The 14195-nt window shown below is 71.4% G+C and carries 14 protein-coding genes; 3 read left to right on the top strand and 11 right to left on the bottom strand.

Going from position 1 to position 14195, the window contains the following annotated elements:
* The first annotated feature begins 61 nt into the window (after positions 1-61).
* Entirely contained in the window at positions 62-1492 is a 1431-nt protein-coding gene (gene pyk, locus AB5J54_RS27545; protein ID WP_369146585.1) for a pyruvate kinase, read from the top strand.
* 70 nt (positions 1493-1562) lie between these two features.
* Here pyk and AB5J54_RS27540 read toward each other — a convergent pair whose 3' ends face one another.
* From AB5J54_RS27540 to AB5J54_RS27525, 4 genes are all read right to left on the bottom strand, one after another.
* A complete protein-coding gene (locus tag AB5J54_RS27540) occupies positions 1563-2840 on the bottom strand; it encodes a hypothetical protein (RefSeq protein WP_369146584.1) in 1278 nt (425 codons plus the stop codon).
* Positions 2830-3411, bottom strand: a complete 582-nt coding sequence (locus AB5J54_RS27535) for a DUF6114 domain-containing protein (RefSeq protein WP_369146583.1) — start codon at positions 3409-3411, stop codon at positions 2830-2832. Before AB5J54_RS27535 ends, AB5J54_RS27540 begins: the two co-directional genes overlap by 11 nt.
* 119 nt (positions 3412-3530) lie before the next feature.
* Complete coding sequence (locus AB5J54_RS27530; protein ID WP_369146582.1) at positions 3531-4196, bottom strand: DUF6230 family protein; 666 nt, start codon at positions 4194-4196, stop codon at positions 3531-3533.
* A gap of 592 nt (positions 4197-4788) precedes the next feature.
* Positions 4789-5760, bottom strand: a complete 972-nt coding sequence (locus tag AB5J54_RS27525; RefSeq protein ID WP_369146581.1) for a tetratricopeptide repeat protein — start codon at positions 5758-5760, stop codon at positions 4789-4791.
* Between the two features lie 331 nt (positions 5761-6091).
* Here AB5J54_RS27525 and AB5J54_RS27520 point away from each other — a divergent pair, with 331 nt between their 5' ends.
* Positions 6092-6724: a TetR/AcrR family transcriptional regulator gene (locus AB5J54_RS27520; protein ID WP_369146580.1), complete on the top strand. Its 633-nt coding sequence runs from the start codon at positions 6092-6094 to the stop codon at positions 6722-6724.
* Between the two features lie 70 nt (positions 6725-6794).
* Here AB5J54_RS27520 and AB5J54_RS27515 read toward each other — a convergent pair whose 3' ends face one another.
* From AB5J54_RS27515 to AB5J54_RS27500, 4 genes are all read right to left on the bottom strand, one after another.
* Positions 6795-8495, bottom strand: coding sequence for a methylmalonyl-CoA mutase (locus tag AB5J54_RS27515; RefSeq protein WP_369146579.1), 1701 nt, complete (start codon positions 8493-8495; stop codon positions 6795-6797).
* Between the two features lie 72 nt (positions 8496-8567).
* Positions 8568-8900 (bottom strand): DUF3817 domain-containing protein, encoded by a 333-nt coding sequence (locus AB5J54_RS27510; RefSeq protein ID WP_369146578.1) that lies wholly within the window; start codon positions 8898-8900, stop codon positions 8568-8570.
* Between the two features lie 130 nt (positions 8901-9030).
* Complete coding sequence (locus AB5J54_RS27505) at positions 9031-9540, bottom strand: MarR family winged helix-turn-helix transcriptional regulator (protein ID WP_369146577.1); 510 nt, start codon at positions 9538-9540, stop codon at positions 9031-9033.
* Positions 9541-9571: 31 nt separating this feature from the next.
* Positions 9572-10927: an MFS transporter gene (locus AB5J54_RS27500; protein WP_369146576.1), complete on the bottom strand. Its 1356-nt coding sequence runs from the start codon at positions 10925-10927 to the stop codon at positions 9572-9574.
* 83 nt (positions 10928-11010) lie between these two features.
* Between AB5J54_RS27500 and AB5J54_RS27495 the strand changes: the two genes are divergently transcribed.
* Positions 11011-12003, top strand: a complete 993-nt coding sequence (locus tag AB5J54_RS27495) for a DUF5937 family protein (protein ID WP_369146575.1) — start codon at positions 11011-11013, stop codon at positions 12001-12003.
* 3 nt (positions 12004-12006) lie between these two features.
* Here AB5J54_RS27495 and AB5J54_RS27490 read toward each other — a convergent pair whose 3' ends face one another.
* The 3 genes from AB5J54_RS27490 to AB5J54_RS27480 are packed head-to-tail and all read right to left on the bottom strand — an operon-like array spanning position 12007 to position 14080.
* Positions 12007-12681, bottom strand: coding sequence for a TetR/AcrR family transcriptional regulator (locus AB5J54_RS27490; RefSeq protein ID WP_369146574.1), 675 nt, complete (start codon positions 12679-12681; stop codon positions 12007-12009).
* On the bottom strand, positions 12678-13361 hold the full coding sequence (locus tag AB5J54_RS27485) for a DUF4166 domain-containing protein (RefSeq protein WP_369146573.1): 684 nt from the start codon (positions 13359-13361) through the stop codon (positions 12678-12680). The genes AB5J54_RS27490 and AB5J54_RS27485 overlap by 4 nt, the downstream gene beginning before the upstream one ends.
* Complete coding sequence (locus AB5J54_RS27480; RefSeq protein WP_369146572.1) at positions 13358-14080, bottom strand: hypothetical protein; 723 nt, start codon at positions 14078-14080, stop codon at positions 13358-13360. The genes AB5J54_RS27485 and AB5J54_RS27480 overlap by 4 nt, the downstream gene beginning before the upstream one ends.
* Positions 14081-14195: the final 115 nt, after the last annotated feature.

Genomic DNA, 14195 nt, shown 5'->3' with positions numbered 1-14195 from the left:
CATTTGTACTTTCCGCCAGACGGAATATTCCGCAGTGAAACAAACCGATAGGATCCGCCTCATGCGCCGTTCCAAAATCGTCTGCACGCTGGGCCCCGCCGTCGACTCGTATGAGCAGCTGAAGGCTCTCATCGAGGCCGGTATGAACGTGGCCCGATTCAACTTCAGCCACGGGTCCCAGGCGGAGCACCAGGAGCGGTACGACCGCCTCCGGCAGGTCTCCGCGGACATCGGGCGCGCCGTCGGCGTCCTCGCCGACCTCCAGGGCCCGAAGATCCGTCTGGAGACCTTCGCCGAGGGACCGGTCGAGCTGGTGCGCGGTGACGAGTTCACCATCACCACCGACGACGTCCCGGGCGACAAGTCGATCTGCGGCACCACCTACAAGGGTCTGCCCGGCGACGTCTCCAAGGGCGACCAGGTCCTCATCAACGACGGCAACGTCGAGCTGCGGGTCGTCGAGGTCGACGGGCCCCGCGTCAAGACGATCGTCGTCGAGGGCGGTGTCATCTCCGACCACAAGGGCATCAACCTGCCCGGCGCGGCCGTGAACGTCCCGGCCCTGTCGGAGAAGGACGTCGACGACCTCCGCTTCGCCCTGCGGATGGGCTGCGACATGGTCGCCCTGTCCTTCGTCCGCGACGCCGACGACGTCAAGGACGTCCACAAGGTGATGGACGAGGAGGGCCGCCGGGTCCCCGTCATCGCCAAGGTCGAGAAGCCGCAGGCCGTGGAGAACATGGCCGATGTCGTCGCCGCCTTCGACGCGGTCATGGTGGCCCGTGGCGACCTCGCCGTGGAGTACCCGCTGGAGAAGGTCCCGATGGTGCAGAAGCGCCTCGTGGAGATGTGCCGCCGCAACGCGAAGCCGGTCATCGTCGCCACCCAGATGATGGAGTCGATGATCACCAACTCGCGGCCGACCCGCGCCGAGGCGAGCGACGTCGCCAACGCGATCCTGGACGGCGCGGACGCGGTCATGCTGTCGGCCGAGTCCTCGGTCGGCGCGTACCCGATCGAGACCGTGAAGACGATGTCGAAGATCGTCGCCGCGGCCGAGGAGGAGCTGCTCTCCAAGGGCCTCCAGCCGCTGGTCCCGGGCAAGAAGCCGCGCACCCAGGGCGGCTCGGTGGCCCGCGCGGCCTGCGAGATCGCGGACTTCCTGGACGGCAAGGCGCTGATCGCCTTCACGCAGTCCGGCGACACGGCCCGCCGTCTCTCCCGCTACCGCACGCAGCAGCCGATCCTCGCCTTCACGACGGACGAGGGCACCCGCAACCAGCTCACCCTGAGCTGGGGCGTGGAGTCCTTCCTGGTCCCGTTCGTGGACAACACGGACGCCATGGTCGACCTCGTGGACGCCGAGCTCCTCAAGCTCCAGCGCCACAACGCGGGCGACACCATGATCATCACCGCCGGCTCGCCCCCCGGCGTCCCCGGCACGACCAACATGGTCCGCGTCCACCACCTCGGCGGCGGCGAGCACGCCTGACGCACGACGAAGCCCCCGTCCGGTACGGACGGGGGCTTCGTCGTGTGCGGCTCCCGGAGTGGTACGGGGGTCAGCCGGCCTCGATCGTGTTGCGGAGGCCCGGGACCTTGAGGGTGCCGCCGAACTGACCCGCCTGCTTGAGCTTCACGTTGGTGAAGAAGGCGAACGGGACGTCGAGGGGGGGCGGGGACTCGGGGCCGAAGGTGATCGGGATGAGGCCGAAGAGGTTGCCCTTCAGCTCCTCCGTGTACATCGTCACCGTGCCGTTGCGGATGGTCGAGGTCGATCCCCTGTCGGAGCGGACGTGACCGGTGCGGCCCTCGGAGTGTTCCGTCAGCTGGTGCAGGTCCTTGATGTCCACCGAGGACGCGGTGAACTTGAGCACCTTCTTGATCTTGCCGCTGCCGGTCTTCACCTCGACGATGCCGTGGTACTTCAGGCCGTTCAGGGTGAGCAGCGAGCTCTCCAGACGCCACGGCTCGTCCGGCAGCAGCGGGACGCCGGGCTCCAGCTCGGCGTCGGCGAGCGCCTGCGCGTCGAGTTCGGGGCACGGGAAGCGGGGCTTGGCCCCGTCGGGTATGTCCGTGTCCTTCTTGGCGTCGAGGCCCTTGGCGCTCTCCGGGAGCTCCTCGACCGCGGCACCGGCCTTCTCGGCGGCCTTCTCGATCGCCGTCTTCGTCCGCTCCGTGGCCGGGTCCGTCGCCGTCTTCGGCTTCGTGGAGGCGGAGGCGGTCGGGGCCGGGGTTCCGGTGGACGGCGTCGCGTCGGGGGCCTCGGTCTGCTGCGGGGCCGGCGTCGTCGGCGCCGCCGTCGTCGGCGTGGCCGTCGGCTTGTCCGTGCCTCCGAAGAGGTCCTTCAGGGCGTCGCCCAGGCCCAGCGGGTCCAGCGGGTTCTTGGACGCCGTCGGCGTGGGGCTGGCCGTGGGCGCGGGAGCGCTCTTGGCCTGCGTCTGCGTCTGCGGCGCGGCCGTCTGTCCGGTCGCCGTGGGCGTCGGGGTGGCGGCCGGCGTCGCGGTGGCGGACGGCGTGGCGGGGACCGAGGGGGTGTCCGTCGGCCGCACCGTGGCGGCGGGCTTGGTGCTCTCGCCGGTCTTCGGCGTCTCCGAGGCCTCCGCCGTCGGCTCGTCGGAGCGCGTCACGCAGGGGCCGGGGGCGAAGGGGATCTCCTTGTCGTCCGCGAGGGCGAGTCTGGGCGTCAGGCCCATGCCCACGAAGACCGCGGTCGGCATGGCCGCGAGCGCCATCGCCTTCCCGGCGGGGCCCTGGATCCTGTTCAGCAGCGACTTGCGCGGGGCCGCGTGCCGCGGGCCCTCCTTCGCGAGCGCCGACTGAGTCTCGTCACCCCGCACTGTTCCTCCCGCCGTTGGCGTCGATCGTCGTTTCGGTCGCCCGGTGCTCCGCCTCGCGCTGCTCCGGGACCGCGGCCGTGGGCACGACCTCCGTCGCGGGCTCGGTCGCGGACTCCGCTCCGGCCTCGTCCGAGGCCTCCGTCCAACCGTCGTGCTCTGCGTCCTTGGTCTCCTCGACCGGGGGCGCGGGGGCCCAGGCGGCGGACATGCCGCCGCCTACGAGGGCGAACAGGAATCCGATGACGAGGCCGCCGAAGTTCGACACCGGGATGGAGACGAGTGCCAGGACGATCGACGCGATGCCCGCGAAGACCCGGACGACGGGCTGGAACCACATCGTCAGTCCGAGCGTGATCAGCAGGACGCCGATGATCAGCGCTCCGGCTCCGGCGGTCGTCTGCATGGCGAGCGTGACGTTGCCGAGCCGCATGTCCCCGTACGGGAGGTAGGCGATCGGTACGCCGCCGATCATGGTGAGCAGTCCCGCCCAGAAGGGCCGGGTCTGCCGCCAGACCTTGAACCGGTTCTCCTTTTTGGGGACTTCGCGGGAGGCGGGGTACTCGGCGCTCATGGAACAGCTCCCTGGAAGCGGTGTTGCTGAGAAAGATGAAGAGAAGGGACCTGGCGGGTGGGACCGCACACGACGGCCCCACCCCTCCGGACGGAACGGTCCTCAGGGACCGGCCGGTCCTAGTAGCACTCGGCGTCCGTGCCCCGGTGCAGCGACAGGTGCAGGTCGGGGAGCTTGAAGGTGCCGGCCGTGGTGGCCCAGGCCTTCTGCTGCACGTTGTTCAGCGTGGCCTGCTCGGCGCGCTGGCCGAAGCCGTACGGGTTGGCCTTGGTGTTGGGCTGGATGCCCGGCTTGCCCGGCGACTTCGGGAGGGCACCGGCGGCGACGCCGATGTCGATGTTGCTGAACTCGGCGTCGGCCTTGAGCTCGGAGACATCGAGGTAGATGCCCTTCGCGTAGACCTTGTCCTCGTCCTTGCCGGTCTTGACGGCGTCGGTGCCGGCCTCCAGGCGGAGGGTGACGTCACCGATGAACGGCACCTTCGGCGTGACGACCGACTGGCACATGTTGGTGATCCAGGCCTCGGAGAAGCCGGACACGGCCACCGGGGCGGCGAAGTCCTTGCCCTCGAGGTCCTTGCCCGCGTCCACGCTGCCGTACTGGACGAAGTCCGTACCGACGAGGCTGTTGGCCTTAACCTTGAATTCCTGGCCGGAGATGCTGAAGGACGCGGCGAGCGCGCCCTGGGCGAGGCCGACACCGATCGCGGCCGTCGCGGCCACGCTCGGGACCATGACGACGGCGAACCGCTTCCATCTGGTCCCGCCACGAACCTGGGACTTCATGAGAATTCCTCCTTCTCGGACGTACATCTCCGGAGGGACCCCGGGGGGCCACCCTGGGATGGGAGAAGAGCTACGTCCTCGGGAAGGAGAGCGCCGAGGCATCAGGCGGCGCGACGCGCGTCCGAATCACCGGCGATCACCCCCGAGCGACAACCATGGGCGCGCCTTGGGGCACGACCTGATTGGACAGGCCCCGTTCCGATGAGAGCGGGAACCCCCCTGTCCACGACCGGTGCCGGAACACCGGTCCACTCGGTGGGGACCCTCGCCGCGCTCCCGGTTGGTTGCCGGGGTGCTGCGGTTCGGACCGAGCGTCGCCGATCGTGGTCCATTCCGGGCCCCCGCACAAGGGGGTTCGTTACTGGCTAGTAACGGCTGGATAACCACGCCATGGCGGGCCGGGACCGAACGGGCACTCTGGGTACGTTCGAGCGACAGGGAATGTCAGGAGATCATCGGATGAATGCGGACAGAACGCCGGGTTCGATTTACTGCAAGTAACAGCGGCCGCGATTACCAAGTTTTGGTAAAGCGCGGCCGCGATTTGTCACCCTGCTGCCAAATCGTCAGACGATCCGGCCCACCCGGGGAACTAGAACAGCACCCGGGCGAGGGCCTGCCGGGCCGCCGTCACGCGCGGGTCGTCGGCGCCGATCACCTCGAACAGTTCCAGGAGGCGAAGCCGCGCCGCGTTCCGGTCCTCGCCCGCCGTGCGGCGCACGGTCTCCACGAGACGGCCGAAGGCGTCCTGCACATGACCGCCCACCAGATCGAGGTCGGCGGCGGCGATCTGCGCGGTCACGTCGGCCGGGTTGTCGGCCGCGTTCTTCCGGACGGCACCGGGGTCCAGATCCTGCACCCGGGCGAGCAGTTCGGCCTGCGCCAGGCCGAGCTTCGCCTCCGGGTGGGCCGGGTCGTCGGCGAGCACGTTCTTGTACGCCTGGACCGCACCCGCGAGGTCACCCGCGTCGAGCGCGGACATGGCCGCTTCGAGGAGGGCGTCGTACGGACCGGCCGGCCGCGCGGCGGGGGCCGAGGCGTCGGCGTCCGCGTCCGCGTCCACGACGATGCCGGTGAGACCGAAGCGCTCCTCGCCGATCCGGATCAGCTCGTCGAGGGTCTCCCGGATCTGCGCCTCGGGCACCGCACCCTGGAACAGCGGCAGCGCCTGACCGGCGACCACCGCGAAAACGGCCGGAATTCCCTGGATGCCGAACTGCTGCATCAGCATCTGGTTGGCGTCGACGTCGATCTTCGCGAGCAGGAAGCGGCCGTTGTAATCGACGGCCAGACGCTCCAGGAGGGGGCCGAGCTGCTTGCACGGCTCGCACCACTCGGCCCAGAAGTCGAGGACGACCGGGACCTCGGCCGAGCGCTGGAGCACATCGCGCTCGAAGCCGGCCTCGTCGACGTCGATCACCAGGGCCGACGGGGGTACGGCGGCGGAACCACCCTGCCGGGCGGCTTCGGCGCGCGCCTGCTCCGCCTTCGCCTTGGCCTCTCCGGCCGCCTTCACCGCGGCGAGGTCGACGACGCCGCTCATGGACATGTTTCGGGGCTGCATGGATACATCCTCCCCCTTCCGCGCGCGTAACCGGTAAGCCATGGCTGAACCGTGCCGTCCGCGCATCTCCCGCCGGTGTGCGAGACGCGTGGACGACACGGTTCCTCGTCTTCGGCGGCGCCGGGTCCCCACCCGGTGCCGTCTTCCGCGCCGGGTCCCCACCCGGCACTCTGTTGGTTGTCGCTCAGGCCGCTCAATGCCTTTCGCTACAGGTCGTAGCGTAACTCCGCGGAAGGATCCGGCGGGAGGGCGCGAGCGGGATCCGCACGGTGAACTGCCTCACATCACCGGCCTCTGGCGGTATACCTACCGGCGGGTATGGTCGCTTTCCATGTGTAAGCGCACGAACCCCCGCAACGGCCGTACCGGGCGCCCCCGCTCCACGGAGGCCGACACGGCCATCCTGGAGGCCACCCGCGCGGCCCTGGTCGAGCTTGGCTGGTCCAAGCTCACGATGGGGGACGTGGCCGGCCGCGCCGGCGTTGCGAAGACGACGCTCTACCGCCGCTGGGCCAACAAGAACGAGCTCGTCGTGGACGCCGTCGCCGTCCTCTTCGACGAACTCGAACTGCCCGACCTGGGTTCCCTCCAGGCCGACATCGAGCATGTGGTGCTGCAGTTCGCGGCCCTCCTCGAACGGCCCGAGACGAAGACCGCCCTGATGGCCGTGGTGGCCGAGTCGACCCGGGACGAGCCGCTGCGCGAGCGCATCCGCGCCTCCATAGTCGACCGGCAGAAGCGGCTGGTCCTGGCGGGCCGCGAGCGGGCGCAGCAGCGCGGTGAACTCCCGCACCACCTCGACCCCGTGGCCGTGGACGCCACCGACGACCTGATCTTCGACGTCGTGGCGGGCGCGGTCGTGCACCGGGCACTGGTCAGCGCCGAGCCGGTCGACGGCCCCTGGGCGGGCCGCCTGTCGGCGCTCCTGATGGGCGGTCTGGGCGCCGCGGCGGCGGCCGGCTGAGCGGGAGGACGCGGCAGGGGCGGTACGGGAGTTCCCGTACCGCCCCTGCCGTCTGCGGGGTCAGGCAGGCCTAGAAGCCCGGGGGCTCCGTGTAGACGCCCCACTCGTCGCGCAGGGCGTCGCAGATCTCGCCGAGGGTGGCCTCGGCGCGGACGGCCTCCAGCATGGGGGCGATCATGTTCGAGCCGTCGCGGGCGGCGGCCAGCATCGCGTCGATGGAGGCGCGGACCTTGGCGTCGTCGCGGCGTCCCTTGCGCTCGCCGAGGACGCGGACCTGCTCCCACTCGACCTCGTGGCTGACGCGCAGGATCTCCAGGTCGCCGGTGACGGAGCCGTGGTGGACGTTGACGCCGACGACCCGCTTGTCGCCCTTCTCCAGGGACCGCTGGTACTGGAAGGCGGACTCGGCGATCTCGCCGGTGAACCAGCCGTCCTCGATGCCGCGCAGGATGCCGGAGGTGATCGGGCCGATGGGGTGCTGCCCGTCCGGGTGGGCGCGGCGGCCGCGCTCCTTGATCTGGTCGAAGATCTTCTCGGCGTCGGCCTCGATGCGGTCGGTGAGCTGCTCGACGTACCAGGAACCGCCCAGCGGGTCGGCGACGTTGGCGACGCCGGTCTCCTCCATCAGCACCTGCTGGGTGCGGAGCGCGATCTCGGCGGCCTGCTCGCTGGGGAGCGCGAGGGTCTCGTCGAGGGCGTTGGTGTGGAGGGAGTTGGTGCCGCCGAGGACGGCGGAGAGGGCCTCGACCGCGGTCCGTACGACGTTGTTGTACGGCTGCTGGGCGGTGAGGGAGACACCGGCGGTCTGGGTGTGGAAGCGGAGCCACTGGGCCTTGTCGGTCCTGGCGCCGTAGACCTCCTTCATCCAGCGGGCCCAGATCCGGCGGGCGGCGCGGAACTTGGCGATCTCCTCGAAGAAGTCGAGGTGCGCGTCGAAGAAGAAGGAGAGGCCGGGGGCGAAGACGTCGACGTCGAGGCCGCGGGAGAGGCCGAGCTCCACGTAGCCGAAGCCGTCGGCGAGGGTGTACGCCAGCTCCTGCGCGGCCGTCGCGCCTGCCTCGCGGATGTGGTAGCCGGAGACCGAGAGCGGCTTGTACGCGGGGATGTTCGCCGCGCAGTGCTCCATCAGGTCGCCGATGAGGCGCAGATGGGGCTCGGGCTCGAAGAGCCACTCCTTCTGCGCGATGTACTCCTTGAAGATGTCCGTCTGGAGCGTGCCGTTGAGGACGCCCGGGTCGACGCCCTGGCGCTCGGCGGCGACCAGGTACATGCAGAAGACCGGGACGGCGGGCCCGGAGATCGTCATGGAGGTGGTGACGTCCCCGAGCGGGATGTCCTTGAAGAGGACCTCCATGTCGGCGGCGGAGTCGATGGCGACGCCGCAGTGGCCGACCTCGCCGAGGGAGCGGGGGTCGTCCGAGTCGCGGCCCATGAGGGTGGGCATGTCGAAGGCGACGGAGAGGCCGCCGCCGCCGGCGGCCAGGATCATCTTGTAGCGCTCGTTGGTCTGCTCGGCGTTGCCGAAGCCGGCGAACTGGCGGATGGTCCAGGTCCTGCCCCGGTAGCCGGTCGGGTGGAGTCCCCGGGTGAAGGGGTACTCGCCGGGCCAGCCGATGCGCTCGAACCCCTCGTAGGTGTCGCCGGGCCGGGGCCCGTAGACCGGCTCGACGGCGTCGCCGGAGAGCGTGGTGAAGTCGGCGTCCCGCTTGCGGGCCTTGTCGTAACGGGCCTGCCAGCGTCGGCGGCCTTCCTCGATGGCGTCAGCGTCCATGCTTCGAATTTACTAGGACGTCCTAGTAAATGTCGATGGCAAACCCCCGCACATCAGTGCGGGGGTGACTGCTCAGGCGTTGACCGGGGCCGTCTGCGCGCCGCTGACCAGCGGAAGCGTCTCGGCGACGACCTTGCGCTCGACGAAGAACGCGGCGGTCGGGATGGTGCCGCTGATCAAGATCCAGATCAGCTTGCCGAAGGGCCACTTGGCCTTGGAGCCCAGGTCGAAGGCGACCACGAGGTAGATGATGTAGAGGACGCCGTGAAGCTGGGAGACCGCGAAGGTCAGGTCCTCGCCGACGCCGAAGCCGTACTTGGCGACCATGCAGGCACAAAGGATGAGGAGCATGACCGCGGTCACGTACGCCATGACGCGGTAGCGGGTCAGCACGCTGGATTTCATGGCTACGAGCGTAACCGCCCGAAAAATCCCCGCTGCCGCGGGGAGCAGGGTGTGGTACCGCACACCAGGACCCAAAGGAGGGGACCATCCCCGCATCGGCGGGGAGCGGCGGACTGACCCGCGACGAAGCCTACCCCTCGTCGAAGTCGTGCGCGGCGACCCGGAGGGGGCGCAGGAGGGCGAAGATCTCGGCGCACTCCTCGGCGTCGTACGCGCCGAGCCCGAAGTCCATCTCCATCAGGTCGCGGGTCGCGGCCTCGACGACCTCGCGGCCCTTCTCGGTGATGGAGGCGAGGGTTCCGCGCCCGTCGTTGGGGTTGGGGCGCTTGGCGACGAGACCGGACTTCACGAGCCGGTCCACCGTGTTCGTCACGGACGTGGGGTGGACCATGAGCCGCTCGCCGATCTTCGACATCGGCAGCTCACCGGCCTTGGAGAAGGTGAGCAGGACCAGGGCCTCGTACCGCGCGAAGGTCAGCCCGTACGGCTTGACCACGGCGTCGACCTCCGCGAGGAGGATCTGGTGGGCGCGCATGATCGAGGTGATCGCGGCCATCGAGGGGACCGGGCCCCAGCGCTTCTGCCAGAGTTCGTCGGCTCGGGCGATGGGGTCGAAGGGGAGACTGAGCGGCTTCGGCACCCGTCGACCATACCGACTGGTCATATGCCGGTCAGCCCCGTCTCGCCTTTCGGTCGCCGCGCGGGCCACCGCCCCCCGTCGCCCGCAGCTCGGCGGCGGCGGCGAGGAGGCAGAGCGTGCCGACGACGCCGGAACCGGCCACGACCGTGTGGACGGGGGCGAACTCGGCGGCGATCCCCGCCCCGGCCATGCCGACGCCCTGGACGGTCATCATGCCCGCCGACATCAGCGTCATGGCCCTCCCCCGCTGCTCCTCGGGCACCGCCTCGACGAACCAGGCGTCCAGACCGAGGGTGTACGCGCCGGTGGCGCCGGCCAGGAAGAGGGCGACGGCCGCGAGGGCGACGCCGGGCCGGGGGCCGTACAGGAGGTACGGCAGGACGCCGGTGACGGCGAGCGGCAGCACGATCCGGGAGCGGGTCGCGGCGGAGAGGAACGATCCGGCGAAGAGCTCGCCCGCGATCGTCCCGACGGGCAGGGCGCACATGAGGAGGCCGAGGGCGGCGGTGGAGACGTCGATCTCGTCGGCGTAGGGGGCGGCGAGGGCCTCGGGGACGACGGCGAAGAGCGGCGGCACCCAGAACATCAGCATCAGGGCCCGCACCCGCCGGTTCCGCAGCACGGCCCAGGTTCCGGAGAGCCCGCTCGTCTCGCCGCCCGCCCTGGCCGGCCGGCGGACGGTGCCGAGCCGCAGCAGCAGCGCGGAGGCGAGGAAGGTGGCGGTGGTGACGGCGAGGGCGCCGCGGGGCGGGACGACCGTGAGGAGGACGCCGCCGGCGGCGAATCCGGTGAGCAGGGCGCTCTGCGACACGATCCGCAGCAGCGAGCGCCCGAGCACGAAGAGGTCGCCCTCGCCGAGGATGTCGGCCAGGGTCGCCATGCGGGTGCCGTTGAAGACGGGCGAGACGACGGCGATGGCACAGCGCAGGACGAGCAGGACGGCGACGGGGGTGGCGGGCACGACCATGAGCGCGACGCAGCCGGCGCAGACGAGGTCGCAGACGACGAGGATCCGGCGGGGCGGAAGCCGGTCGGTGAGCCCGGCGAGGAGGGTGCCGCCGAGGAGGTACGGCAGGAAGCCGAGCGCGAAGGTGAGTGAGGAGAGCAGCGGCGACCGTGTCATGTCGTACACGAGCACGGTGAGCGCGAGCTCACTGACGACGACGCCGAGCAGCGAGAACAGATGCGCCACGAACACGAACCGGAACTCCCGCACGGCGAAGACGGCACGGTAGCCGGGAGACGCGGGAGCGGGCGCCGGAGCGGGAACGGTGGCGGTGGCGGTGGCGGTGGCGGTGGCGGCGGTGATGCCGTGCGGGGCGCTCGGTTCGGGGGCAGGGGCGGGCGCGGGCGCCGTGGCCGGCGCCCGGGTGGTGTTCTCGGGCATGGACGCAGCGTGCCCGGCGCGGCTACCGGGCCCTAGACTTTCGGCTCCAGGCGAATGTTCTGCCGCATCCCTCGGAGGGCCCCGTGCCGTACCACCTGCGTTTCGGCGAGGCCGACCCGCTGCGGATCCGGTTCGCGATCTCGCCGCTCTGGGAGACGCACTCCGCCGTGCGGGTCCTCGCGCGGCCCGAGAAGCAGGGCTACCACCTGCCGTGGATGCGGCGGATCGCGGGCGCCGCCCGCGGGGTCGACCTCGCACCGCTTCAGCTGCTGATGCCGCTGCGCGGGCACAGCCCGGACTTCCTCTATCCGCCCCCGCTCCGCCCCGCCGCCTCCATCGAGGAGGAGATCGCGGCCGTACGGGACACCGACCCGGCGCTCGCCCTGGACGACTTCGAGCGGGCGCTCGCCGAGACGCCGGGTGCGGCGGACACGGCGGAGGGGCGCCGGGTGCTCGCCGATCCCGCGGGCGCGGTCGCCCGGCTCGCCGATCTGCTCCGGGACGCCTGGGAGGCCCTGGTCGCGCCCGAGTGGCCTCGGCTGCGCGCGCTCCTGGAGGCGGACGTGGCGTACCACTCGCGGCGGCTCGCGGAGGGCGGGCTCGAACGGCTGCTCGGCGAACTGCATCCGGCCTTCGACTGGGCGGCGGAGACGGCCACGCTCCGGGTGGACTATCCCGGGGAGCACGACCGGCCGCTGGACGGGCAGGGTCTGGTCCTGATGCCGTCGGTCTTCACCTGGCCGGACGTGGTGAGCGGCTTCGATCCGCCGTGGCAGCCGACGGTGGTCTATCCGGCGCGCGGGATCGGCGGGCTCTGGTCGGAGGCCGGCGACCGCACGCCGGAGGCGCTGGCCCGGCTGCTCGGGCCGGTGCGGGCGAACGTCCTGTGCGCCCTGGCCGAGCCGATGGGGACGACGGCTCTGGCCCATCTCCTCGGCCGGGCGCCCTCGTCGGTCTCCGCGCATCTGACGGTGCTGCGGGACGCGGGGCTGCTGACCTCGCGCCGGTACGGCCACCAGGTGCTGTACGAGCGGACGCCGTTGGGCATCGCGCTGTCGCAGCCCGATCCGGGCTGAGCCTCAGGGCTCCAGACGGCGCCGCAGCGTGTACGTGACGGCCTTCCGCGCCACCGGGTTCAGCTCCTCGACCGCGGCCATCAGGGCGCCGAGCTGCTCCAGCGCCGTGAGCGCGGCCTCCGCGCCCGCCGGGTCGACCCCTTCGTAGAGTTCGAGCCCGACGAAGGAGGCGGCGACCGCGCGGGCGAGCCCGGCGGGGTCGGTGAACTCGGCGAGCGGCGTCCCGGCGAGGACGCGGACGAGGACCTCCTCGATCTCGGCGATCCACAGGTCGAGCCCGGCGGCCGTGGCCGGGGCGAGCCGGGGGTGGGTCTGGGCGCCGGCGAGCAGCTGCCCGAGGACGGCGACATGGCCGGCGTCCCGCTCCTCCTCGTGCATCTCGCGCCCGAAGGCGAGCAGTTCGGAGAGGCTGGACACGGAGCGCAGCCGCTCCCGGTGGCGGGCCACCCGCAGCTCGGCGCCGTGCCGGCAGGCGGCGGAGAGCAGCTCGTCGACGGAGCCGAAGTGGTAGAAGACCAGGGCCTGGTTGACCCCGGCGGTGGTCGCGATCGCGCGCGCGGAGGCCTTGGTGATGCCCTGCTCGACGAGCGTGCGCAGGGCGCCGTCGAGCAGTTTCTCCCGGGTCTCCTGGCTCCTGGCGTCCTGCGCCTTCGCCCCCGCCGCGGTCCGCCCGCTCACACCCGTACCTCCTCGCGCACCGGGCGCAGCCCCGCGCGCACCCCCCGGGAGCGTACGTCGGCGTAGGTGGCGGTGAACGAGCCGTGGTAGCCGAAGAGCGGGCCGAAGTGGCGGTTCACCACCCGGACGTCGATGCGGAAGCGGCCGGTGCGCTCGTCGAAGGACTCGCGGACCTCGGCCCGGCCGCCGACGAGTTCGGGGACGCGGACGTCGAGCGGGCCCTCCCGGAAGCGGTGCTCGCCGGAGGTGATGAGGAGCGAGCCGTCGGGCTGGGCGGTCGGGTGGAGGTCGCTGGCGAGGTGCTGGTGGGTGCCGAGGTAGTCGAGGACGCAGTCCCGCTCGGGGCTGTGGACCATGGTGGCGTCGAAGCGGCGGGGGCCGCCGGGCAGGGCGAAGGTGCGGACGAAGGTGACGGTCTCCCGTCCGTACGAGTCGGTGTACGGGACGTTCTCGATGGTGAAGGGGACGTCGCGGCCGGTGCGGGGCAGCAGGATGTTCCGCAGTCCGCCGAGCGCGAGGAAGGGCTTCACGAAGGCCCTGCCGTGCCAGATCCGGTCCATGACGCCGCGGCCGACGCACAGCTCGCCGCTCGCGAGCCCGACCGAGAAGCGCCGCTGGAGCTCGGGGTGGAGCCGCTCGAACTGGGCGTCCCCCATGGCGGTGCGGAAGATCGAGGTCACGGCTGCTCCAGGGTGGCGAGGAGCCGGGGCTCCCGGTGGCGGGCGGGCGGGGTGCGCAGACAGCGCCGGGCCGCGGGCGCGCGCGACGACGGCGGTACGAGGACGGCGAGGGCGAGCCCGAGGACGGTGAGCGGGAGGGCGGCGAACGACACGAGCCCGAGCGGCAGGGCGGTGGCGGTCCAGGGCACGGCCACGAGCAGGATCCGGACGGCGAGTTCGAGGAGCCAGCGGTCGCGGGAGCGCTCGGGGGTGATCCCGTCCTCGCACCAGAGCCGCAGCCGGTCGAAGGACCAGGCGGTGGCCCAGCCCATGAGGGGCCGGAGGAGGAGCCGGTCGGCGAGCTTCCCGGGGCGGCCCCGGCGGGGCCGGTAGTCGTATCCGGTCAGGAAGCGGATGCCGTCCGGGGTGGGCACGTACCGCCAGTACCCGCTGCCCTCGGCGAGGAGCGAGAGCGGGTGCGGCGAGGCGAACCGGAGGGCGGAGACCCGGTCGCCGCCGGCCCGGTGGCGCTCCCCCGCGGAGACACCGGTGCCGGCGACGGCCAGGAAGGGCAGGACGCGGGTCGCGTAGCGGAAGTGCTGGGGCTCGCCCTCGGCGCGCGGGAGGTAGGAGATCTCCGTGAACCGCAGGTCCCACCGCTGGTGGCGGTCGGGTTCCTGCGTGCGTTCCCAGAGCGTCTCCAGATCCGCGCGCACGCGTGTCTCGATGTAGAGACCCATGGCTCTTCTCCCGGCTCGACCAGCATTTTGAGCGACCGCTCAAAACTGCCTAGGGAGGGAAGGTAGCCGATTTTGAGCACTCGCTCAACCGGCGGGAGAGAGAGAAGCCCCCGGT

The organism is Streptomyces sp. R44 (assembly GCF_041053105.1).
In the GTDB taxonomy this organism is placed as follows: domain Bacteria; phylum Actinomycetota; class Actinomycetes; order Streptomycetales; family Streptomycetaceae; genus Streptomyces.
Note: the sequence above shows the minus strand (reverse complement) of the source record. Positions and strands in the feature narration are given on the sequence as shown.

Excerpts from the sequence above, each read along its gene's own strand:
- pyk (WP_369146585.1), top strand. The coding sequence starts at position 62 with ATGCGCCGTTCCAAAATCGTCTGCACGCTGGGCCCCGCCGTCGACTCG.
- AB5J54_RS27535 (WP_369146583.1), bottom strand. The coding sequence starts at position 3,411 with ATGAGCGCCGAGTACCCCGCCTCCCGCGAAGTCCCCAAAAAGGAGAAC.
- AB5J54_RS27530 (WP_369146582.1), bottom strand. The coding sequence starts at position 4,196 with ATGAAGTCCCAGGTTCGTGGCGGGACCAGATGGAAGCGGTTCGCCGTC.
- AB5J54_RS27525 (WP_369146581.1), bottom strand. The coding sequence starts at position 5,760 with ATGCAGCCCCGAAACATGTCCATGAGCGGCGTCGTCGACCTCGCCGCG.
- AB5J54_RS27520 (WP_369146580.1), top strand. The coding sequence starts at position 6,092 with ATGTGTAAGCGCACGAACCCCCGCAACGGCCGTACCGGGCGCCCCCGC.
- AB5J54_RS27515 (WP_369146579.1), bottom strand. The coding sequence starts at position 8,495 with ATGGACGCTGACGCCATCGAGGAAGGCCGCCGACGCTGGCAGGCCCGT.
- AB5J54_RS27510 (WP_369146578.1), bottom strand. The coding sequence starts at position 8,900 with ATGAAATCCAGCGTGCTGACCCGCTACCGCGTCATGGCGTACGTGACC.
- AB5J54_RS27500 (WP_369146576.1), bottom strand. The coding sequence starts at position 10,927 with ATGCCCGAGAACACCACCCGGGCGCCGGCCACGGCGCCCGCGCCCGCC.
- AB5J54_RS27480 (WP_369146572.1), bottom strand. The coding sequence starts at position 14,080 with ATGGGTCTCTACATCGAGACACGCGTGCGCGCGGATCTGGAGACGCTC.